Raw genomic sequence first — 21,021 nt, 5'->3', positions numbered from 1 at the left:
ATATAATGTAATGAAGGTATATGCTAGTGTGAAAAAAATGAGCAAAAGACTGAAAGAGGTTATAGCGATAATAGTTGCAGTCGCTATTATAACAACTGCATACTACATCTGGACGAGAATAAAAGGCTACGAGACTGGAATCGCAACTTTGGACGACGTGCTAAGATCTAGTTCTGAAAGAAGGGTAGAAAATATGCTAGCAATAGTCTCTGACCACTCCCCATATTTTACTCTGATAGCTACGTCAGTGGCACTTTACTACGAAGGTACAGAGCTGAAACTCTCGCCACTGCTTGTTGTAAATCCAGAAGATAATTCTAGAGCGGTAGTAAGGTTTCTAAACTTGTATGGAGCTGAAGTAGCTGTAGTTATCGGTGAATTTGAATTTGAAGCCAATACGCTGGTACTTTCTTCGAGTGAGCGCGAATGGGAAGAGCCAACTACCGCTACTATTAATGTTGATAAGTATTTTAGAGGCTCTGTAAAAGATATCTCTCTCGCTGTTGCAAGCCATTTCTGGATAAGGAGTGAGGGCGTTATCTTAATAGAGAGCAGTCAAGAGGGATACAATCAAGCAATTATAGCAATGCCAATAGCATCTTATCTGAACATACCCGTGATTGTAACAGATGCTGTAGATGAAAAAGTTGCAAATGTTCTTAAAGGCTTAGGGGTAAGGTATTCGCTAGTATGTGGTAGAATGGGGGGCTACGGGCTTACGAAACGATTCGCTACCATAGAAGAGATACAAGATTGGATTATTGCTGTAGTGGAGCAAAGGTTAGCGAGTAGGGTTAGCTACATCACAATGACAAATCCCTTAGATATCCGCAAACCGAGGGTTTTAGATACACATGTGCCGGAGTGGTCTCCTGTAACTTTTGAGATCCTACACTCAACTGCAAAAATACCTCATCCGGGGGTGCCACCAACTGATTTAGAGGGGCAACCTGCATGGTACTTTAATATTACTTACAAATACGCAAACGTTAAAATAGACGTAAAAATGGACGTTTCTGGAGAAAGGTATGGCGACGACTCTGGTGCGAGAGTAATTGCATTCTTAGGAATCGATGCAAACAATAATGGCTACCTAGATGATGAAGACAACGAAATAATGTACTTTTGCTCCTCTGTAGGGTATGAAGTTATGAAATTAGAAAAGCAGCCTTATGGCTACCCCACGCTATACCCGTTTCCCTCTGAGGATGGGGAGCCGAAAGTAGGAGTTTCACATCTTTACACAGAAGCCCCTATCTTTAACGCTGTGGGAGAATATTGTATCCAGCTACTTGCCAGGCTCCCCTCAGATGATGATATAGTTCCATTAGTCAATCCGGTAGGGAAAGCAGACTGCACCCTTTCTGTGACTGTAGAAGAGCTTGATTCTTATATTTATCCAAGGTTATATTCTGCTTCTTCACTTGCAGGTTATCTTACTGCTTATAGAAAAGGCGTAGTGCTTGCAAAACCAGAATTTATGATTTGGAATGAAAAGTATGTGGAAATATGGCATTCAAGTACGCCTACCACAAACCCAGAACTAATAGAGCCTACGAATGAACGTGTAGGGGAAGTAAAAGCTGCGCTAAACAACTTGCTGGGAAGAATGGCAGGTATGCCAACTGAGACCGACGAAGATATTATTGCTCTCTCAGAATATTATCATGGTCTAAACCAAAATGGGGATTTCACCTATCTGGGTATTCTTGCACATCCAGATATGATCCCACACTATTACTATCCTAGCAAACGACTAGGAGATGATATGTATGCAGGCTATGGTGTCAGAGGCGATATTATTTATTCTGATATAGATGCAGATCTTGATCTTCCACCCTATGGTCTAAATGGGAGATATCCTCGGTTGGAACTTTGCGACGGTAGAATAACAGGTTTTGATTCTCAAGATATCTCTGCACTGCTTTCCAGAACGTTTTTCTACAAAGAGATTATAGATAATATACAAGTTCCTGAAGGCATCTACAATCCTGCTGCAGTTAATAAACCGCCGATGTTGGGTAATATATGGAAGAACAACGCACTAGGCATGTCTGCAGATGCTGGCTCGCCTAAAGATCCTGCGCATCCACCTGGCACAGAGCCTGCGCAGGCAAAAGTAGCTGGGGCATGGCGAAAAGCTGGCATGACCGTAGACCAAGATAACAAAGATAACCAGCAGTGCGCAAGGCAGGAAGCTACGTTGGCTTACGAAGGTAGTAATTTTATTTCTATTCTTGTCCATGGGTTCTGGTACTGGTATGTGCCTACACCCAGAGATAGAGAATTCGATACCCCAGATCCGAGAGACCCGTTCTACGAGATAGGCGCAGGTAGCGCGTTTGATGTAAGGCATGTTAAATTAATGAATTTTGGTCCTTCTACTATGTGGGCCACCTCCTGCGTTACAGGCAGACTTGATGGCCTACAACCCTACAACTGTATCTCTAATGCTTTCTTGCACGCAGGTATGAACTGTTACGTAGATGCCTCTACCTATATGTGGGGCTCCCTTTTCTTCACGCCAGACCCAGCTACTGGGGAAGTGATTGGTAATCTGATGATGAACCACTTTTACGGACATCTTTGCGGGTACCTATACGATAAATCCCAAGGAGGCTATGTGAAAGTAGAGCAAGCTAATACCACGGTAGGCGCTGCCCTAATGCTTGCAAAGAATTTCTTTATAAAGGATCAAGGAACTGACGGCGGAGGATGTAATGATGACACTTACGAAGCTGTTTTTGTACATGGTGACCCTGCTTTTAACCCTTACACACCAAATTTTGATGGATAATGAATAAAATATTATTTGTATGCGAAGGTAACGCAGCGCGTAGCCAGCTCGCCGAAGGCTTTCTTAACAACTCTTCTCTAAACTTAAAGGCAAAAAGCGCGGGTGTAAAGCCTGCAGGGTTTGTTGCCCAGAAAGCAATTTTAGTAATGAAAGAAAAAGGAATTGATATCAGTAAGCAGAAGTCTAAAGCTCTCACTGAGAAGGACTTAGAATGGGCCGATCTGGTTATAACTTTATGCGAAGCTAGTAAAGGTCTTTACAATTTAATACCGACAAACAAAAAAATAATTAACTGGGATATTGAAGATCCGAGAGGGCAATCTTTAGAGTTCTATCGTAGAGTCAGAGATAAGATTGACGAAAAAGTTAAAGAATTAATATCAAGCCTCGAGGCTAAAGCGCTATGATAGCTGCAAAGGACGTTTATGGCAAACTAATATGGAATTATTACAAAGGCAAAAGAAGTTTTGAAATTATAGAAAGAGATGATGGGTATATTAATGGATCTTCTAGCGGGCCTAAAGTGTATTTCTCTGATTACAAAGATTGGCCCTCACACGAAAAGGAAGCAATAAAATACGTTAAAGGTAGAGTTTTAGATATCGGCTGTGGTGTAGGAAGACATTCTTTATGGCTTCAAAAGAAAGGATTGAGTGTTCTGGGAATTGATAGTTCTCCTCTTGCAATTAGGGTTTGCAAACTCAGAGGGTTGAAAAAAGCCAAGATAATGGCAATTACAGATATAAATTTCAAACCCAATTCATTTGACACAATAATCATGCTTGGTAATAATTTTGGATTATTTGGCGATTTTAAAAGTGCAAAAAGGTTATTAAAAAAATTTTATAAAATAACTTCGGATAAGGCGCTAATCGTAGCTGAATCCACTGACCCATACAAAACCGATAACCCTGCGCACTTGAGATATCATAAGCTCAACAGGAAAAGAGGTCGAATGGGCGGTCAAGTAAGGATTAGAGTAAGATTTGAAAAATTTATAGGAAATTGGTTTGACTACCTATTAGTTTCTAAAAAGGAGATGGGGAAAATAGTTGAAGGTACAGGTTGGAAAATTAGAAAGTTCATAGATTCTAAAAAAGCAGCGTATATTGCAATCATAGAAAAAATTTAGTTGCTGACTAGCTACTCGTATAACTTCGCAACATTAATGCCTTTGCTTACTCCCATATCCTGAGCTACAGGAGCGCATTTAGTTCTCAGCAAATAAAGAATTGGCTTATAGTTAGTTTCGCAGAAAGCCTCGTATAAGCCCATACCCTTGCATATAATTAAGTCTGATTCTTTAATTCTTTTCTTTACCTCGCCAGAAATTTCGTTAAAATCTATACCTACGGCATTTGTTGATAGAAGCACATCATCCACTACCTCATCAAATTTTAATTCTTCAATTTCTTTTATAGTAGCGTCCGTCAGCATAGGCTTCTCTTTGACGATAATAGTAAGATGTATGCCAAATTTTTTCAACTGCTCGCAAAGCAACTTATCGAAAATTATTTCGCCGCAATTATCAGGTAAAAATACTATCTCGTTTCCATTTTGCAAATATTTTTTAGCTTTCGCAATATCATTTATACCAAAGCCGGAGTTCCAAAAAAAGTCAAACTCATCAAATAGTTTCTCAGGCGCACCATAATCCTGCGCTATTCCGAAATCTAAAACATTGCCTATTACGGAGCACAGCGCAGCACTCTCAAATTTATCATTGGAATTTTTTATTTTGTCCAGTGCTTTCCCAACTAATTTTGAGGCAACTCTATTACTCCTTTCTTTTAGCTCTTTATAAGGGTCTTCACTACCCAGTATCTGGTAAACCTCACGGTGAATTTTAGTTGCTACTTTAACAGAATTTGCTCTATTCGAATATTCTTGCGCTAGTATTTTCAAAGCTTCTTGAACTGCTCTCTCAGCAAACCTTTCGTTTACAAGTAAAGATTCATAAATAGTTCTTCTTAGCAAGCACGGCACGCATTCGGAACGCATTCTCATTTTTTTATTAATCCTCCCAGATCCTTTTTTCTAATATCTTAAAGCTGCTAAAATCTTCTAACTGTAAATAATATTTTGCGATATCTATCAGTGCGTTTAAAGGCACAAGCCCTATAATTTCGCTCCCTATCACTTGAACGCCATATTTTCTTGCTTCAGCTTTCACTGCCTCAAAAGCTTTAACTACCGATGTTATCTCGTAATCTACCAGATTCATGGATACTTGAACTATTCCTTTGCTCTTAAGCTCAATTCCTAAAGCTTGAACGGAAGGCAGGCCTCCGCTACTAGCTCTTATCGATTTAGCAATTTTTTTTGCAATTTCTAAATTATTACTATCTAAATTCACGTTAAAGGCAATTAAAGGCTTTCTTGCCCCTACAGCACAAGCCCCTGCAGTAGGGTGGGGCTTGGCATCGCCGAAATCAGGCTTCAGCTCTTTCATTAATTTGTCTAAGCCCTCAAAGCCGTATTTTCTTATTGTGCCCAATCTTGTACGCTCTTTAGTAGCTTCTCCGTAAAGATAGACTGGCAGCTCAAATTTCTGCGCTAAGGCTTTACCTACTTCGCACGCAAGCTTGGTGCATTCTTCCATAGTTGTATTTAACACGGGAATAAAAGGAATAACATCGACAGCCCCTATTCTAGGATGCTCGCCTTTATGCCTTTTAAGATCTATAAGCTCAATTGCTTTTTTACTACTTTTAAGGATAGCTTCTTTTACAGATTTTGGTGTGCCCACGAAAGTTACTACCATTCTATTATGGTCGCTATCTCCAGAATAATCTAAAACTTTTATCCCTTTCCGGCTCTTTATCGCATTTACTATAGCTTCAATTACACCTTTTCTTCTACCTTCGCTAAAGTTAGGCACGCATTCAACTATTTTCTTCATTTGCAGTTATAAAACGTTTGCAACATTAAAAAATTTCTGAGAGTCTCGATGAAAAAGTTTATAAGTGGAGCTGTAGTTTTTAATTTCTATTTATGAAAACCAATCCACAACTAGCTGAGTTAATTAAAACCCTTAAAAAAGCGAGCATTGAGAGAAGCTCAAAAATTTGGAAGTCGTTAGCAGAGCGTTTAGAAAGGTCTAAAAAAAATTGGTATGAAGTAAATTTAAGTAGAATTTCAAGATATGCTAAAGAAAATGAAGTAATAGTAGTGCCTGGAAAAGTGCTTGGCTCAGGTATGTTGAGTAAAAAAATTACCATAGCTGCTTTCTCGTTCTCTAAAAGCGCGGAGGAGAAAATAACTGCTGCTAAAGGAAAAGTTTTGAGTATCGCAGAGCTACTAGCGCATAACCCAACCGGAAGTAACGTTAGAATAATAGGATAGAAATATGAGAGTAATAAATGCTGAGAATGCTGTGCTTGGTAGACTTGCAAGTAAGGTAGCAAAATTATTAATACTAGGCGAGGAAGTTGCAGTTGTAAACGCAGAAAAAGCTATAATTACAGGCTCTAAAAAAAGGATAATTACGGAATTCATGCAAAAGCGTAAAATAGGTTACAGACCTAGAAAAGGACCTTACTGGCCTAGAATGCCAGATAGAATTTTGAAAAGAGCTATAAGAGGAATGTTGCCCTACCAAAAGCCTCGCGGTAGAGCAGCTCTAAAAAGGCTAAGGGTTTATGTAGGACTACCGAAAGAGTTTGAAAAGGCAGGTTTAGAAATTACAGAAAAGGTGCTACCTGATAAATTTATTACTTTGAAAGAGCTTTCAATTTCATTGGGCGCGAAACTATGAAAGAGAGATGTATTATTACTACAGGTAAGAGGAAAACAGCTATCGCGAGGGCTAGGGTGAAGAAAGGAAAAGGTAGGATAAGAATAAATAACATTCCTTTGGAGATATGGCCGGGTGAGCTACCACGATTAAAAATGATGGAGCCTATAATTTTAGCTAAAGGCAAAGCAGAGAGTTTAGATGTGGACGTCAATGTTCACGGTGGTGGCGTGATGGGGCAAGCGCAGGCAGCTCGTACTGCAATTGCAAAAGGTATTGTAGAATTCCTTAACGATAAAGAGCTTAAAGACCTCTACATTGCTTACGATAGAGGCTTGCTTGTAAGCGACCCTCGCAGAAAAGAGGCTAAGCATCCATGCGGTAGAGGTGCCCGTAAAAAGCGTCAGAAATCATATAGGTGAAAAAATGATAATACCGGTAAGATGCTTCACCTGCGGCAAGGTTATAGGAGGGCTCTACGAAGAATACAAAAAGAGGGTTAGCGAAGGCGAACATCCTAAAAAAGTGCTTGACTCTCTCGGGCTGAAAAGATACTGCTGCAGGAGAATGCTTCTAACCCATATAGAGCTGATAGACGAGGCTATACCATACTGATAATTTTCAAATTAACAATAAATGGTATATGAAAATAAGCGTCTGCGGAATACCTTGATTGCGCTGAAAAAAAGAAAGATAAAATATTGTTTCGAGTGCACAGAATTTCCTTGCGACAGGCATTACGGCAAATTTGGAAATGAAGTCGTATTTGATAGTAAATGGCTTGATTTTATGAAGAAGGAGCTGGGGAGAGGTTAGGCTGGAAACTTCGCGGGTTTAGGAGCTCTTGCTTTATCTATAGCTACTATTAACGCCCAAACAACAAATATTGATATTGTTATTGTAACTCCCAGCAATATATCCATCATCGGCTCCTCGCTTATTAGAAAGAGCTCGCCGTTCCACAAATGGTCTACAATACCAAAAATAGCTCCTCCAAGCAATAATATATTGAGCCAATACAGATAATTGCTCTTTTTCCATCCGGATATACTCTTTCTCAGCACATAATGAACAATTGCCGCGCCCGTAGGCACTGTATAGCACACCATCTTTTATCACCTTTTAGTGCTACTTTTTTTATTTTCGTACTACCAAAATACTTTGGAGTTTATAAAGTTTTTGCCCATGTAATGAGGTGTTTTTATAGAGTAATTGCAACATTTTAGATTTACTCCTTCAGCACAAGCGTCAGCGCATGCAAAAAGGTAACACAAAAATACTTATAAATCCTTTTATCAGTTAGGGGTCGTGGGGTAGCTTGGTCTATCCTACCAGCCTGGGGTAACCTTTTTGCCTTCAGCAAAAGCGTTAACGGAAAAGGTTTCGCATCGCTGGCGACTCGAGTTCAAATCGAGTTGATTAGCATCAACTCATTCTCAGCTCGCTAATCGCTCGCTGAGAATCTCGACGACCCCATCAAGGGAGGACTTCTAAAGCTCTTTCTTCCTCAGTTACAAGCTCAAGCAAAACATCTTTTAAATCTACTTCTCTAAAATCTATGCTCAAAACATTGTAATTCCTACAAAGCTCTAGAACTTCTACTAAATTCTGTTTCTTTAGCTTGCCGTAGAGCACAATACGATTTTTCTCAAAAATTATTTTATCAATGAACTCAAGCGCTGCTAAATTTCTGATTAGCTCTGGAGCTAACTCTTTCAAATCTACTACAAAAATATCCTTCCCTAGCCTCTCTAACTTCTCAGCTTCTTCTATCCTGACGATTGCACCTGCGTTTAAAATCGCTATTCTATCGCAGAGCTCCTCAGCATCGCTAAGGTTGCTAGTAGTTAAAAGAATACTTTTACCATCAGATTTTAATTTCTTAATAATCTCTTTAATAGTATTCGTTGTAGTGCTATCTGTATTTGCAGTAGGCTCGTCAAGCAAATAAATCGCACTGTCTGCTAGCAAACATTTTGCCAAATTTAGTCTCTGGAGCTGCGAAGAGTTAAGCACTACTGGGTAGTAATCTTTTAGAGCTTCTAACCCTACAAGTTTCAAAACTTTATCGACTCTCTCACTATATGACTTAAAATTTCTTTTGAGTGCCGAAAACTTAAGATTTTGTGAAATTGTTAGCCTCTGACTAAAACTAACATCGTTTAAGCTGGGCATAACACCGACGAGTTTTTTTACTTTATGTCTTTCTTTTACTACATCGTAGCCACTAACCAAAGCAACGCCATAATCTGGCTTGAGATTGCCGCTAAGAATTTTTATCAGAGTGGTTTTGCCAGCACCTTCGTAACCCAAAAAACCGAATATTTCGCCTGATTCCACACTAAAACTTACATTCCTAAGAGCTGCCGTGTAGTCAAACTTTTCTGGCTTAAACCTATTCTTAAAAGTTTCTACCAAACGTACTTTTTTCTTAATTTTATACCTTTTTGTAAGCTCTTGAACTTCAATTACATACATTTTTTTAAAGAAAAAGAAAGGCTTCCAAGCATAAATCTTTTGTTTAATGAGATATATTTATAATTGGTGTTTGGATATACTGGTAAACTACTCGAAGTTGATTTAACTACAAGTAAAACGAAAATTTTTGATATAGACGAAGAGCTTTTTAAAAAATTTATTGGCGGAAAAGGGCTGGGCACTAAAATTCTATACGATTCTTTAAAGCCCGGCGTAGATTCATTATCGCCTGAAAATTTATTAATATTTGCTACAGGACCGCTTACGGGCTTAGCGCTACCCAGCTCAGGATGCTTTTCTGTTATAACGAAATCGCCTCTTACAAATATTTTTTACTGCTCTGTAGCAAGAGGAAATTTGGGTACGAGGCTAAAGCAAGCAGGCTTTGACATACTTGTAGTTAAAGGCTCATCTTCCTCACCAGTATTTCTAGAAATAGAAGATAACGATTGCAAAATTATAGGGGCTTTAGATCTGTGGCGTAAAAATATCTACCAGACTGAAAAAATTCTTAAAGATGAACTTGGAAGAAATTTTGCTGTCGCTGCTATAGGCATAAGCGGTGAAAAATTTGTTAGATGTGCAAGTATTAACGTGGATTCGTACGGGCAATGTATTGCCGGTGCTGTCATGGGCTCCAAGAATCTAAAAGCAATAGCTGTAAATGGTAAAAATAAATTACGGTATTACGACTTTGATAAATTTAAATTTATAGCGAGGAATATTTTTAAAAAAGTCAAGATTTACAAAAGCAAAGCAAGCTCAAACAAGGCGGTCAAAAAAAATTCGCTTCCAACTAAAAATTTCCAATCAAGTAGTTTTGAATGCTCCTACAAGCTATCAGAAGAATTTCAAGAGAATATCACTACAAAGACAAAAGGCTGTTATTTATGCCAGTTAAAATGCTTGAGGCACTTTTTTGTAAAAAATGAAAAATATAAATGCGAATGCTTAGCATTTAATCAAACTCTAGCTATGCTGGGCTCTAACTGGTTAATAAGGGATATTGCGCCACTAGCTTATGCAAGCTATCTATGCAACGATTACGGATTAGATGCTAGTAGCATATGCAATGTTGTAGGCTTTGTTATGGAATGCTCTGAAAAAAATTTCATTAGTAGCAATATAAATTTTAGTGATGATGATGCAACAATAGAATTGATAAAGAAGATAGCAAGACGTGAAAATATAGGTAACGAGCTTGCAGAGGGTGTCAAACGCTATTCTGAAAGAATTAATGCTGCTCAATTTGGGGCTCAAGTTAAAGGTTTGGAAATGTTTTATGACGCTAGATATTCTCCAGCTATTGCACTTGCATATATAACGTCAGATACCTGTGAAATTCCAGAAACGTTTTTGGAGTTAGACTGCACTGGGTATTCGCCAGAGGCTCTAGCTAGGGTTGTAAAATGCGCGCAAGACAATAGCTCAGTAAGCGCGTCACTAGTGCTATGTGAGCTTTTACCGTTAGAAATGAAAGATTTTTTTGAGCTGACAAATGCTGCTACAGGCTTGGAGCTTGATGAAAGTGAATATTTAAAGATTGGGGAGCGAATTTGGAATTTAGCCCGACTTTTTAATACACGCGAAGGCATTTCCAGAAAAGACGATACTCTGCCTAAAAGATTTACAGAAGAGCCTTTACGTACAAGCGATGGCAAGGAGCTAATAGTAAAGAAGGATGAACTTGATAAAATGCTTGAAGATTATTATATGCTTAGGAACTGGGATGAGAATGGAATACCTAAAAAAGAGAAGTTAGTGGAGTTGGAATTAATATAGTAGCAAGAATTTTTGTTACAGGCAAGCCTGGCTCCGGCAAAACAAGTTTGATACTCAAAGCTACGGACGAACTAACTAAGAAAGGATTGAAAGTCGGAGGCTTTGTTACTCAAGATATTAGAGCTGGTAATAAGCGGGTTGGTTTTAAGATAAAAGATCTTGCAACCCAGAGAGAAGGGATTTTAGCTCATGTTGAGCAGAAAGAAGGACCGAGAGTCTCTAAGTATAGGGTGAATATTTCTGACCTTGAGGGAATAGGCGTGAAGGCGGTTGAGGCAGCAAAAGAGAGTGCAGATTGGATAGTTATAGATGAAATAGGGAAAATGGAATTGTATAGTAAAAAATTCGAAGAAGTAGTAAGAGAAACATTGAGCTCAGGTAAAAATATTTTAGCTACTGTGCACTGGGATTATGAGCACCCCTTAATCTTGGAGATAAAGAGGGATTACAAAGTATATTTTTTGGGGAAGGATAATTGGAGTGAAACATTGGAAAATATTTTGAGGAGAATAGCAAGGGAAGCAAGAGCGTGTGGTTCATGACTTACTAAACAACTTTAACCAGTTCTCATACCCTTTTGTTCTCATTTTTTTCTCATTCCCTTTTCTTTACAAAAAAATAAAAGAGAGAGCTACGCCACAGCTCTAACATATATTTCAGCTTCGTAGTGATCGTATTTTTCACTCTCTTCGCTTGCTATTTGCGCATTTGGCGAAGCGCTTATTCCAATTTCTACAGCGATAGTGCCCTTTGCAGGTATTGTGAGCTTGCCAGGTGTTGTTACGTTTATACCCCAATCTTTACTCGCATTTTCAGGACTTTTGCTGAGCTTGTAGCCGCTTTTGTACACTAACGTAATTTTGTCGCACATGACATCTATTGTTAAGTTAACACTCGCTCTGTTTGTGATGTTTATAAGCTCTGTATTGCTTTCGCCTTGATAGAGTGTTCCCAGGTCTATACTCAGCACATAGCTCTTGTTTATACACTGCTCGCCCTCCACCACGATTGCTTTCTTCACCTCGAATCTTGTTGGAAGCTCCGTGTAATTGTTGAGATGCGCTGCACTCACTACTAAGCCTATAGCTAAGCATATCGCCATACATGCAGATGTTAGCCATTTCTTCATTTTTTTTCAATCCTCCTTAAGCACAAGCAATTCGTAAGCTTTCTGTAGCGCTAGTATTGCCTTTGGTACATCATTTACTCTAAGCGATTGCGTCTTCTGCCACTGGTCGTTTTTGTCTTTGTAGTTGCGCTGCAAAGTTACTGTTGCAAATCCGTTTCCTGCAGTATTACGCCAGATCGTTACCTCGATGCCGCCAACCCTAACATGCTCAGGCGCATTTTCTAACTCCATTCTTTCTATCACCTCCTTTGCTTCTATCCTACAGCCTTATAATCGTAGGCAGGAGAATCAAGCCCATGCAATGAGATCTACGAACACCGAATAGTAGTGGGATTAGCCCCACAGCAGTAGCAACGAAGAGTATGAGCAAGCCTACAAGACCTGTAAAAATAAAAACCATTATTGCAATAAAAGCAACTATCGAAATTACTAATTTCCTGTAAGGTAGGTGCGAAAATATTTTCACAAAACACTTTCCTAACCAAATATTGACATAATAAGAGACTGCGCCTGCAATTAAAATTCCTATTAAGAGATAGATAAACGTTACCGGCAGAGCACTTGTCCATTTTTCAATATTTGTCAATTGCGCTATTGCAAACGCAGTACCGTTTCTAGCCTTTCCTAATACGAAAAGTGTAACAACACAAAAAAATGAATAAGAAGTATTTACTGCAGAAAGTGTTAGTAAAGTTTGCTCCGGAGAGACCTCGATTTTTCCTCTTTTCCCTTTAAGAGAGGAGAGTGGCTTCGAACTTCTTGCTAACATGCTCAAGACAGTCGCATGTCCTGAAGTTACGCCTGGCAAGAAGCCTAATACACTACCAGCTGCAGAGCCTGTGAGTACAGAAATAAAAGAGGCTTTTTTATCAAGATGCGGTTTGATAAGCCTCTGCTTCGGTATCGCAGAAATACTTCTGGCTGAGAATATCAGTGTAGGGAGCCCGAAAAGACCTGCGAAAGCAGGAAAAAGTACCGTTGATGGTAAATTAAGAGGCGAAGATACATTAATCGAAAATGTGATTATACCGAGAGCGCCTGAGAGTAAGAATACAAAGCTCGCTACTACAACACCTAAAGTCCTTGAGAATTTAGCTTTAACTCTCTTTACAATTCCTTCTACAGTTGCTGTAACACCGTCTATAAGCTTTATATTCGCAGTGCTAAGTGGTATTTGCTCTTTCTTAGTTTCTATAAAATATCCTTTATTACTTCTTGTGATTAAACCGTCCAATGAGCATTGAGTCTTAAGCTTTAGCTTTTTAAAAAAATCGGCTTTGCCGCTTCTCTCCCTATATTTTATATTTTCTACCGCAATGCCTTTCTTATAAGGAATTTCACGGTGCTCTGAATAAATTAAAATTATTGTGATCGCTATCAATATAAAAGCCATAAACCGAGTTAAAAGTAGATAGAAGTTCAATTCGCACATAATAAATTTAAATAATAATAGAGTTACAAATCCAAACGCTAATGCGCCGAAACTGCCGACTGAGGATATGAACACGGCGCTATAGCCATTGCCTTCGAGCAATAATTTATGGGCTGGTAAAATACCCAACGCATTTTCGTCAGGTGCGCCTAAAAAAGTGCCCGGGATAAGATTGACAAACGTATGGGCGATAGAAATTGTAACAATGATTAGGCATACCAGCAGGGGGTTAGGGAGCAGGAAAAGAAGGGAGGGGGAAAGTGAGACTAGAATAAGAGCTAAGTTATTCACATGTAGTCCAGGCACTAAGCCTGATAGACAGCCGAGCAGAGCGCCTAAAAACGAGAGTCCAATTACAAGAAAAAGCTCAATCAATTACGCCAACCCCATGTGCTGTTGAATCTAACTTAAGAAAATAGCTGAACGAGTTTTCATCGTAAACTAGTAGAGCTTTTATATAAACTAACTGGTTTTCAGTAGGTAGCGCAAGCGTTTTTCTGATAATAACTTTTATAAAACACCTGCAAGTACTAATATTATCTACTAATGTAAAGCTAGACGAACTTATCGAGTGGGCATATCCTGTGACGTTTATGTTCGTACCTTTATATTTTTCAGGCTCGTATTTTAACTGAGCTATTGAAATACTGCTATCAGACCACTTATTTGTAATATCAACTTTGCTACTGTCGAATACAACAATTTCGTATTCACCATTATAAGATTGAACTTTACCCGCAACTCTAATTTCGTCTCCCGCATCAACGTTTAGCAAGCCTTTCACAAATACAGGTACGGTAGTATTATCATACTGAAGCCGCAATACAGTATTTCCTGATTTAGTTGCGTACTTTTCTGTAACAACACCTTGCGCTATAACCTCTTTGCCATCATAGCTTCTCAGCGCATTTAGCTCAACGCTGATAGGCTTTGAAGCTATAGCTAATAACGCTAGCAACGCAATACCGACAGTTGCAAATATTATTACAAGGCGCTTGCTCATTTTCTCACCAATACCTTTTTAAAAAGTACTAATTTATAAATGTTAAGCGTATGGTACGTATGAAGTGTAGAATTTTAGAAATGTATATGTTTTCAGGCGCCTAGAAAAACCCTTTTATGCACTTAGAACAATAATATATTTATGACAAAACTAAGGACTGCAGCGATAATTGCAAGCGCAGCGCTTCTACTGGTAGGAACTATTATCTTAACTATAGGAATATTCACAGCATGCTCCGCTCAGATCAAAGAGAAAGAGGTATACGAGGAGATGCTGAGCGGAAGAACAAATCAAACAGAAGATTTTATGCTACCAGAAATAAAATTTTCGATACGATAAATCTAAGGAACAACGCTTTTACTTTTTTGGCTTATGGTATGCTGTCTTTTGGATTGGGTGTGACTGTTTTCACTCTAGGATCCTATCAAGGGGCAGTTATTCCTAAAAGCTTAAGAAAGCCTGTTGAGGTTAAACCAGAAAAGCGCAAAGAAGAATTACCTGTAGAGCTAGTGTCGCCGCCACAGCCACCGCCTGCGCCTACAACACCTGCTGCAGGAGCTATAACGTTACGATGCAAAGCCTGTAAGTCATCATTTACCGTAGAACAAAAAGCCCGTCCGTTTAAAGTCAAATGCCCTTTCTGCGGCGCTGAGGGCATGATATGATGTGATTTATTTGTCCATCAAAAACTCTATTATCTCACCAACTAATTTTTATAAAAATGCTGGTCAATGCCGATTTGCATATTCACTCACGTTTCTCAGCTGCTACAAGCGAAAAAATGCGCTTGCCAGTACTTGCAAAAGAAGCTCTGAAGAAAGGTATTCACTTACTTGCAACTGGCGATTGCCTGCATCCTGCGTGGCTAAAAGAAATCAAAGAATTAAATAAAGTTAGTGATGGCACTTTAGAGCTGAACGCTACAAGATTTGTACTAACAACAGAGGTTGAGGATTGCAATAGAGTGCACCATTTAATTATTTTTCCAAGTTTAAGCGCTGTTGAAGAGTTTAGAACAAAGGCTAGAAACAAAGCACCAAATTTAGATACTGATGGGAGACCAAATATTGCAATGACTGGCGAGGAGCTTGCAGAATTAGCCAAAGATGTAGATGCACTAATAGGCTGTTGCCATGCATTTACTCCTTGGACTGCGTTATATGCTTATCACAACTCACTTGAAGATTGCTATGGAGACTTAACATATTACGTGAGTTTTGTAGAACTGGGCTTGAGCGCAGATACGAGCTATGCAGATAGGATAAAAGAGTTAGCAGACAAAACATTTTTAACGAACTCAGACTCGCACTCACCATATCCTCTGAGACTTGCACGGGAATTCAATAGATTTGAATTAGAGGAGATAAATTTTGAAGAGCTGAAGAAAGCCATTCTGAGGCAAGCTGGTAGAAAAATCGTTCTAAATGTAGGTGTACCTCCTCAAGAAGGCAAGTACAACGAGACTGCCTGTATAAAATGCTATAAACACTATAAACTGCGAGCAGCGCTAGAGCTGAAATGGCGCTGTAACAATTGCGGCGCTAGAATAAAGAAAGGGGTTAAAGATAGAGTTGACGAGCTTGCAGATTGCGATAGACCAATACACCCTGAGCACAGGCCGCCATATCTCCATCTAATACCGCTAAGCGAGATTATTGCTAAAGCTCTCAAGTTAGATTCGCCCATTACTAAGAGAGTATTCGAAACTTGGAGCGAACTTGTGAAAAATTTTGGCAGCGAAGTGAGCATACTTATAGATACAGCGATATCAGCCATTGCTAAAGTAGCAGATGTTAGAATTACTAACGCAATAAAAGCTTTTAGAGAGGGTAAAATAATAGTCCATCCTGGCGGCGGAGGTAGATACGGAGCAATAGAGCTGCCTGAAAATTTAGAAGAGCACGGCAAAAAAACTAGTTTTCAGAAAAAGATTTTCGAGTTCTAGGGTATTCATCCAAAAACGGTTGGTAATACATCACGGAGATAATTACACCTCCAGTGTTTTCTTTTGATCGGCGATTGGTTTAGAGTGAAGCAAGCAGGATGAGTGAGAGTAATCTATTCCTTCCCAGGGGTAAATGTATGTTAGCATGCTCAGCTGGGTAGCTGCCATCCAGAGCCATACTAGGTTTGATGTAATTATGATGTATGTCTAGTATATCCAGAAAAGCTTCTGCCGAGCTATAAGACTTAAACCCTTTCATCACTTTGTATCGCTGCTTCACTCTCCCGTTATCTCTTTCCGCTGGGTTGTTATTGTACTTTAGCCCATGTTTATTACATGCAATCGGTACTCCATGAATGAGCTTGGTTTTTGTATGGTAGAAATATTTGTTAAATGCAAGCTTATAATGCCCTAACTTATCTGAGATTATCTTTGGTATATGCCCCTTAGTATGATATTTTAGCCTCCTAAAAAGAGGTTTTGCACCCTCCTCATAACTTCTCCATTTAGTAAGTCTTCCTGAGATTTTGAATCTCGTTACTCTATCAATACAACCCCATCTCCAGCCTTTCTTTTTCCTTATCTTCACGACAACCTCGTCGGTATGCACAGTACCTTTAATTTCAGGCTTGAATCTGTCTACAAACCTCTTTACTTTCGTAGAGTACTCGGTTCTCCATCTAAATAAAGTGCTTGTACTAAACTTGACAGCCCACAGCTGCCAAAAATAATGAATAATGTTATTTTCAGATAAGCCCATTATATAAAGAGCCAGAGCTCCTACTATAATCAAAGGATTGTAGTGTTTCCAGAGAAAACCGTCATCAGGAGTGAAGGTTTTTTTTGCAGTTTTTACAAAACCATCTCTGCTTAATCGCATATAGATTTCTCCTCTTGCACCATTTTGTAACATTTCTAGATTTACAAAATCTACATATAGCACGAAACGCATTTTCCATTGCTATCCCATCCCGCTCTAGTTTTATAGAGCTAAGAGAGGGATGAGGATAGCTAAATCTTATATCTATCGTCCACCAACCGATTTCGGATAAGTACCTTTCTTTCTAATTATCAGTTCTTTAGAAAGAGAATTAGTTATATTAGAATGACTAAAACTTGTATTAAAATTTCAGATGTTCTTCAGTAAGATCTTTTTTTAGATATTTCATCTAACACGAATAATATCCTCATATTCGTATTCCCAACGCTTTGGTGGTTTCCACCCTAAATCTTTAGCCGCTTTAAAAAAATTATTACGAAAATTGGTATCTTTGTAATCTTTACCTAATCTTAAAGCAACTTCCTCTAACTTTGGTTCCCTTTTTAGTTCCTTTCTCAATTTTATTATTGTATGTTTTATTTTGTATTCAGATGCATGCTTGATTAAGACATAGTATTTTTTTCCCTTTATTTCTTCATGGGTTATTATTCCTCTTTCTCTCATTTCATTTAGAATTTTTATTAATTTTGACCCCTACCCTTTGGGCCATATAGATTTGAATATCTTAGGACTGTTACAGGCAGACCATAACTTCTGAAATAAGACATAGTCAGCATTTCCTGAGCAACCCTTGAGGCAGCATAAGGGCTCTGTGGAGCCAAAGGATGCCTCTCATCTAGCGGCGAATACACAGGATTGCCATAAACTAAGTTACTACTAGAACAAATCACACGACAGTCATACTTTCTTGCAAACTCTAATGTAGCCAGCATAGTTTTTACATTATAGTTAAACACCTTAGTAGGATGCGTTAAAGAATAAGGTGCCTCTATATATGCCTGGCAATTTATTATCGCATCAACATCTCTTCCTCCCACCATATCCTTATACCTATATATAGCCCCTCCCAAAGCGTCACAATCTATAACCTCACAATCCATTTCTTTTAGGTATCTGCTACAATTCCAACCAAAAAACTACTCGTACCTACTACACATACTTTCATATTCACACCTCGTCTATATTATAAGTTTTCCAAAATGTACTTTTCATTACCATATTTTTAGTCAATCTGCACGGAAAATCTCTGTTTTTCCTGTAAAACTCTTTAAGGGTTGTTGGTCTAACCCCTTCACTATCAGAACATCTCTTAGCCAGCTCATACATTGAAATTATCTTATCGCCTAGCACATGAACTATACCCCCTTTCTCACTATCAATAACCTCCTTTATTCCCCTGGCTAGTTGGTGTGCAAAGAGGTAATTGCTCTTTCTATCAGTAAATGCCTCTGGATAAGGCCACTTTTCGTAAGGGACAAAATTTCCACGAGTTATTAGCCATCTTGGCCTACTTCTTCTAACTACCGTCTCCTGTACAGCCTTACACCATCCATAGTAGTTATCTGGATCGTAGAGATAGTACTCATCTTTTGGAGTTTTATCATCTCCAGAAAAAACACAAGGAGTTCCCATCATCACAAAATAGCAATCTGGCTTAAGCATTTCGCACGCATCAACCAAATTTATTGTCCCTTGTACAGTTGTATCCCACGACCACTTTTTATTTTGCTCACACCTTGGAGGACTTACAGCAGCAGCTAGATGAATTATTATATCTGGCAGCTCGTCTTTTATATACTCAAAAAACCCTTTTTCTATCTGTTATGTCCAACTCACTATGTGTTGGCTTTAGCGCATCTGGGTATAGCTTGCTAATCTCTGAGCCAAGTTTGCCCGAAGCTCCAGTTATCATAACTAGCGGTTTATCTCTATACACTATTGTTGCTAGTTTATACTCGTTCATACTCTCTCCCCCAAAGGCCCTTTTATATAGACCTTCTTTTGTGTCTCAACATCAGTAAACAGGTGTTTGTAATTGCTATACTGTGGTAGCATATAATCATCTATCAACCCAACATCAAATGCATGCCTAATTTCACTAACAGCCTCCTTAATTGTTCTCTGTGGCCTAAAACCAGCTCTTAGAGATTTGCTAAAGTTAACTCTATAGTTTCTCTTATCAACTATGTTTTTAGAAACCTCAACCCTCAGCCCACTAAAATATTTCCTCAGCTCAGAAACTACTTCCTTTAGCTGAATATTTTTCCACGCAACATTAAAAACCCCCTTCCAATTCTCCTCTAAAGCCATCGTAAAAGCATTAGCTGCATCCTGAACATGTAGCCAAGGTCTCCATTGGTCTCCCCCATACAAAGTTATCGTTTCGCCTTTTATTGCCTTAGCTATAAACAGATTTATTGCTAGGTCAAATCTCATTCTTGGCGAATACCCAAATAAAGTCCCCAGCCTTAGGATAGTATAAGGTATTCTTAGGTCATAAATCGCCTTTTCTGCCATTACTTTTGACCTTCCATATAGGCTTACAGACTGTCTTGGCAAAACCCTATATCTTTCGCTAACATCTCTATCTAACAGCTTTCCATAAACAGAACAAGTACTTGCAAATAGCAACTTTTTCTTATAAAGTTTGCATAACTCGGCGATATTTTTTGTTGCTAGATAATTAACTTCCATTGTTGTTTCTAAGTCTAGGTCGGCTGCCGCATCACCAACAATACAAGCCAGGTGGATAACAGCATCAATACCCCTCATAGCTCTAACAAGAGCTGTTATGTCTCTAATATCTCCCTCGACTATTTCTATGCCCACAAGTCCTTCCAAAGGTTTTTTTCCATACAAAAACCTGTCTAAAACTCTAACTTTATGCCCTCTGTTAACTAACCCTCTTACTAACACGCTACCTAAAAATCCAGCACCGCCAGTTATCAAAACCTTCACCTATCAACCACCTCAAAATATTCTTTAAAGCCTTTAGGCTCAAGCCTATGGTCATCTTTTTTAGAGTCCTCTAGAGTTGCACTAGACAATATCACAACCCTAGCTTCCTCACTAAGAGAGGTATAGCCATGGTAATAATTCTTTGGCAATATGAATAGCTGTGGCTTCATCTCATCTAAAATAAAGCCCTTTATCTCATCTTTGTCCATATGGCTAGCAACAATTTTTATTGCCCCCTTAAAACAATAAAATGCCTTCCACTCATTTCTGTGCCCATGCATTCCTCTAATTATCCCTTTCTTATTTATCGTTGTGTAAATCCTTTTAACATCAAAAGGCAAGTCGAGGTTAAAGATCATATCTAGCACCCCTCTATCATCAATATGTCTAAACAAATCTTTGGTCTTTGGCTCTTCCATATCACCACCAAATCTTTTTCTCCAAAATCTCGCTTTCCTTTTTTTTCAATATTTTAACAATCCTATTAGTAGCATCTCTTTTATATGGTATCACCCACCTCCTATCTCTCCCTACCATCTCTTCTACCGCCCTTGAAATACTAACAGGGTTAAAAGTTCCATCTCTTTCTCCAACTATCATATTAGCGGGCTTATTATATTCACCCCTTCTGGTACATTTATACTTAACCTCTTTATAGCTGCAGCTGTTCTTGGGTGTAGTGCTGCAATAACAACTTTTCCAAACTCTTTATAAATCAGTCCCAGACCTTCTAGGATACTACTCAAGTTATAATAATCCTCAACATTCTCTGGCCTATGTAGTGTTGATAAGAAATAGCTATCAGCCTCCACTCCAAGCCTCTCTAGAATAGTTGAGCTGTCTATCATATCTTTAAATTTCTCAAGCACATCAATAATAATGTTGTTTTGAATATAAAAAGCTGACGCTCAGTTTGCTGTGTCTTACGGAGATAAATTTTTATTAACTCGTGTGATACTTACTTCTCTATAAGATTTTAA

The 21,021-nt window shown here is 38.6% G+C and carries 30 protein-coding genes and 1 tRNA gene; 14 read left to right on the top strand and 17 right to left on the bottom strand.

From position 1 onward, the window contains the following. Positions 1-37: 37 nt before the first annotated feature. The 3 genes from QMD21_02095 to QMD21_02085 are packed head-to-tail and all read left to right on the top strand — an operon-like array spanning position 38 to position 3,929. The gene (locus tag QMD21_02095; protein ID MDI6855562.1) at positions 38-2,797 is read left to right on the top strand and encodes a hypothetical protein; all 2,760 of its coding nucleotides are present in this window, start codon (positions 38-40) and stop codon (positions 2,795-2,797) included. Continuing rightward, complete coding sequence (locus tag QMD21_02090; GenBank protein MDI6855561.1) at positions 2,797-3,204, top strand: arsenate reductase ArsC; 408 nt, start codon at positions 2,797-2,799, stop codon at positions 3,202-3,204. Before QMD21_02095 ends, QMD21_02090 begins: the two co-directional genes overlap by 1 nt. Beyond that, positions 3,201-3,929: a class I SAM-dependent methyltransferase gene (locus QMD21_02085; GenBank protein MDI6855560.1), complete on the top strand. Its 729-nt coding sequence runs from the start codon at positions 3,201-3,203 to the stop codon at positions 3,927-3,929. Before QMD21_02090 ends, QMD21_02085 begins: the two co-directional genes overlap by 4 nt. Before the next feature lie 11 nt (positions 3,930-3,940). Here QMD21_02085 and QMD21_02080 read toward each other — a convergent pair whose 3' ends face one another. Both QMD21_02080 and ftcD read right to left on the bottom strand, forming a co-directional pair. Beyond that, on the bottom strand, positions 3,941-4,804 hold the full coding sequence (locus tag QMD21_02080; protein ID MDI6855559.1) for an ARMT1-like domain-containing protein: 864 nt from the start codon (positions 4,802-4,804) through the stop codon (positions 3,941-3,943). Between the two features lie 7 nt (positions 4,805-4,811). Beyond that, positions 4,812-5,699: a glutamate formimidoyltransferase gene (gene ftcD, locus QMD21_02075; protein MDI6855558.1), complete on the bottom strand. Its 888-nt coding sequence runs from the start codon at positions 5,697-5,699 to the stop codon at positions 4,812-4,814. 92 nt (positions 5,700-5,791) lie between these two features. Here ftcD and QMD21_02070 point away from each other — a divergent pair, with 92 nt between their 5' ends. From QMD21_02070 to QMD21_02050, 5 genes are read left to right on the top strand one after another with little or no spacing between them, the layout of a single operon-like run. Continuing rightward, positions 5,792-6,142 carry a 50S ribosomal protein L18e gene (locus QMD21_02070; protein MDI6855557.1) on the top strand — a complete coding sequence of 117 codons (351 nt, stop codon included), beginning with the start codon at positions 5,792-5,794 and terminating at the stop codon, positions 6,140-6,142. Positions 6,143-6,146: 4 nt separating this feature from the next. Beyond that, positions 6,147-6,554 (top strand): 50S ribosomal protein L13, encoded by a 408-nt coding sequence (locus QMD21_02065; GenBank protein MDI6855556.1) that lies wholly within the window; start codon positions 6,147-6,149, stop codon positions 6,552-6,554. Beyond that, a complete protein-coding gene (locus QMD21_02060) occupies positions 6,551-6,955 on the top strand; it encodes a 30S ribosomal protein S9 (protein MDI6855555.1) in 405 nt (134 codons plus the stop codon). The genes QMD21_02065 and QMD21_02060 overlap by 4 nt, the downstream gene beginning before the upstream one ends. 4 nt (positions 6,956-6,959) lie before the next feature. Next, positions 6,960-7,148, top strand: a complete 189-nt coding sequence (locus QMD21_02055; GenBank protein MDI6855554.1) for a DNA-directed RNA polymerase subunit N — start codon at positions 6,960-6,962, stop codon at positions 7,146-7,148. 21 nt (positions 7,149-7,169) lie between these two features. After that, complete coding sequence (locus tag QMD21_02050) at positions 7,170-7,349, top strand: DUF3795 domain-containing protein (protein ID MDI6855553.1); 180 nt, start codon at positions 7,170-7,172, stop codon at positions 7,347-7,349. On the opposite strand, the gene QMD21_02045 is transcribed toward QMD21_02050, so the two are convergent. Beyond that, positions 7,346-7,642 (bottom strand): hypothetical protein, encoded by a 297-nt coding sequence (locus QMD21_02045; GenBank protein ID MDI6855552.1) that lies wholly within the window; start codon positions 7,640-7,642, stop codon positions 7,346-7,348. The two genes, QMD21_02050 and QMD21_02045, sit on opposite strands and share 4 nt — an antisense overlap. A 193-nt stretch (positions 7,643-7,835) precedes the next feature. Between QMD21_02045 and QMD21_02040 the strand changes: the two genes are divergently transcribed. Next, a tRNA-Pro gene (locus tag QMD21_02040) sits at positions 7,836-8,009 on the top strand. On the opposite strand, the gene QMD21_02035 is transcribed toward QMD21_02040, so the two are convergent. Then, complete coding sequence (locus QMD21_02035) at positions 8,010-9,011, bottom strand: ABC transporter ATP-binding protein (GenBank protein ID MDI6855551.1); 1,002 nt, start codon at positions 9,009-9,011, stop codon at positions 8,010-8,012. A gap of 66 nt (positions 9,012-9,077) precedes the next feature. On the opposite strand from QMD21_02035, the gene QMD21_02030 reads away from it, so the two are divergent. Together QMD21_02030 and QMD21_02025 are read left to right on the top strand one after the other, a co-directional pair. Continuing rightward, positions 9,078-10,793, top strand: a complete 1,716-nt coding sequence (locus QMD21_02030) for an aldehyde ferredoxin oxidoreductase family protein (GenBank protein ID MDI6855550.1) — start codon at positions 9,078-9,080, stop codon at positions 10,791-10,793. An 8-nt stretch (positions 10,794-10,801) separates the two neighbouring features. Further along, a complete protein-coding gene (locus tag QMD21_02025) occupies positions 10,802-11,335 on the top strand; it encodes an NTPase (GenBank protein MDI6855549.1) in 534 nt (177 codons plus the stop codon). An 89-nt stretch (positions 11,336-11,424) separates the two neighbouring features. Here QMD21_02025 and QMD21_02020 read toward each other — a convergent pair whose 3' ends face one another. The 4 genes from QMD21_02020 to QMD21_02005 are packed head-to-tail and all read right to left on the bottom strand — an operon-like array spanning position 11,425 to position 14,357. After that, positions 11,425-11,922, bottom strand: a complete 498-nt coding sequence (locus tag QMD21_02020; GenBank protein MDI6855548.1) for a hypothetical protein — start codon at positions 11,920-11,922, stop codon at positions 11,425-11,427. 6 nt (positions 11,923-11,928) lie between these two features. After that, positions 11,929-12,165 carry a hypothetical protein gene (locus QMD21_02015; GenBank protein MDI6855547.1) on the bottom strand — a complete coding sequence of 79 codons (237 nt, stop codon included), beginning with the start codon at positions 12,163-12,165 and terminating at the stop codon, positions 11,929-11,931. A gap of 16 nt (positions 12,166-12,181) precedes the next feature. After that, on the bottom strand, positions 12,182-13,729 hold the full coding sequence (locus tag QMD21_02010) for a tripartite tricarboxylate transporter permease (protein MDI6855546.1): 1,548 nt from the start codon (positions 13,727-13,729) through the stop codon (positions 12,182-12,184). Further along, positions 13,722-14,357: a hypothetical protein gene (locus QMD21_02005; protein ID MDI6855545.1), complete on the bottom strand. Its 636-nt coding sequence runs from the start codon at positions 14,355-14,357 to the stop codon at positions 13,722-13,724. The genes QMD21_02010 and QMD21_02005 overlap by 8 nt, the downstream gene beginning before the upstream one ends. A gap of 141 nt (positions 14,358-14,498) precedes the next feature. Between QMD21_02005 and QMD21_02000 the strand changes: the two genes are divergently transcribed. From QMD21_02000 to QMD21_01990, 3 genes are read left to right on the top strand one after another with little or no spacing between them, the layout of a single operon-like run. Beyond that, positions 14,499-14,696, top strand: coding sequence for a hypothetical protein (locus QMD21_02000; protein MDI6855544.1), 198 nt, complete (start codon positions 14,499-14,501; stop codon positions 14,694-14,696). A gap of 38 nt (positions 14,697-14,734) precedes the next feature. Continuing rightward, positions 14,735-15,022, top strand: coding sequence for a hypothetical protein (locus QMD21_01995; protein MDI6855543.1), 288 nt, complete (start codon positions 14,735-14,737; stop codon positions 15,020-15,022). 56 nt (positions 15,023-15,078) lie between these two features. Next, positions 15,079-16,302: a TIGR00375 family protein gene (locus tag QMD21_01990; GenBank protein MDI6855542.1), complete on the top strand. Its 1,224-nt coding sequence runs from the start codon at positions 15,079-15,081 to the stop codon at positions 16,300-16,302. A 79-nt stretch (positions 16,303-16,381) separates the two neighbouring features. Here QMD21_01990 and QMD21_01985 read toward each other — a convergent pair whose 3' ends face one another. The 9 genes from QMD21_01985 to QMD21_01945 all read right to left on the bottom strand — a co-directional run bounded on the left by QMD21_01985 (position 16,382) and on the right by QMD21_01945 (position 20,916). Beyond that, entirely contained in the window at positions 16,382-17,254 is an 873-nt protein-coding gene (locus tag QMD21_01985; GenBank protein ID MDI6855541.1) for a DDE-type integrase/transposase/recombinase, read from the bottom strand. Positions 17,255-17,467: 213 nt separating this feature from the next. Further along, the gene (locus tag QMD21_01980; GenBank protein MDI6855540.1) at positions 17,468-17,746 is read right to left on the bottom strand and encodes a hypothetical protein; all 279 of its coding nucleotides are present in this window, start codon (positions 17,744-17,746) and stop codon (positions 17,468-17,470) included. A 17-nt stretch (positions 17,747-17,763) separates the two neighbouring features. After that, positions 17,764-18,183: a GDP-mannose 4,6-dehydratase gene (locus tag QMD21_01975; GenBank protein MDI6855539.1), complete on the bottom strand. Its 420-nt coding sequence runs from the start codon at positions 18,181-18,183 to the stop codon at positions 17,764-17,766. A 67-nt stretch (positions 18,184-18,250) separates the two neighbouring features. Beyond that, positions 18,251-18,877 carry a sugar nucleotide-binding protein gene (locus QMD21_01970; GenBank protein MDI6855538.1) on the bottom strand — a complete coding sequence of 209 codons (627 nt, stop codon included), beginning with the start codon at positions 18,875-18,877 and terminating at the stop codon, positions 18,251-18,253. Positions 18,878-18,881: 4 nt separating this feature from the next. After that, the gene (locus QMD21_01965; protein ID MDI6855537.1) at positions 18,882-19,046 is read right to left on the bottom strand and encodes a hypothetical protein; all 165 of its coding nucleotides are present in this window, start codon (positions 19,044-19,046) and stop codon (positions 18,882-18,884) included. Continuing rightward, positions 19,043-20,041, bottom strand: coding sequence for an NAD(P)-dependent oxidoreductase (locus tag QMD21_01960; protein MDI6855536.1), 999 nt, complete (start codon positions 20,039-20,041; stop codon positions 19,043-19,045). Before QMD21_01960 ends, QMD21_01965 begins: the two co-directional genes overlap by 4 nt. Next, positions 20,038-20,460: a WxcM-like domain-containing protein gene (locus QMD21_01955; protein MDI6855535.1), complete on the bottom strand. Its 423-nt coding sequence runs from the start codon at positions 20,458-20,460 to the stop codon at positions 20,038-20,040. Before QMD21_01955 ends, QMD21_01960 begins: the two co-directional genes overlap by 4 nt. Position 20,461: 1 nt before the next feature. Continuing rightward, entirely contained in the window at positions 20,462-20,641 is a 180-nt protein-coding gene (locus QMD21_01950) for a hypothetical protein (protein ID MDI6855534.1), read from the bottom strand. Further along, the gene (locus QMD21_01945; GenBank protein MDI6855533.1) at positions 20,638-20,916 is read right to left on the bottom strand and encodes a hypothetical protein; all 279 of its coding nucleotides are present in this window, start codon (positions 20,914-20,916) and stop codon (positions 20,638-20,640) included. The genes QMD21_01950 and QMD21_01945 overlap by 4 nt, the downstream gene beginning before the upstream one ends. Between the last annotated feature and the right edge of the window lie 105 nt (positions 20,917-21,021).

Source organism: Candidatus Thermoplasmatota archaeon (assembly GCA_030018475.1).
Classification (GTDB): domain Archaea; phylum Thermoplasmatota; class JASEFT01; order JASEFT01; family JASEFT01; genus JASEFT01.
Note: the sequence above shows the minus strand (reverse complement) of the source record. Positions and strands in the feature narration are given on the sequence as shown.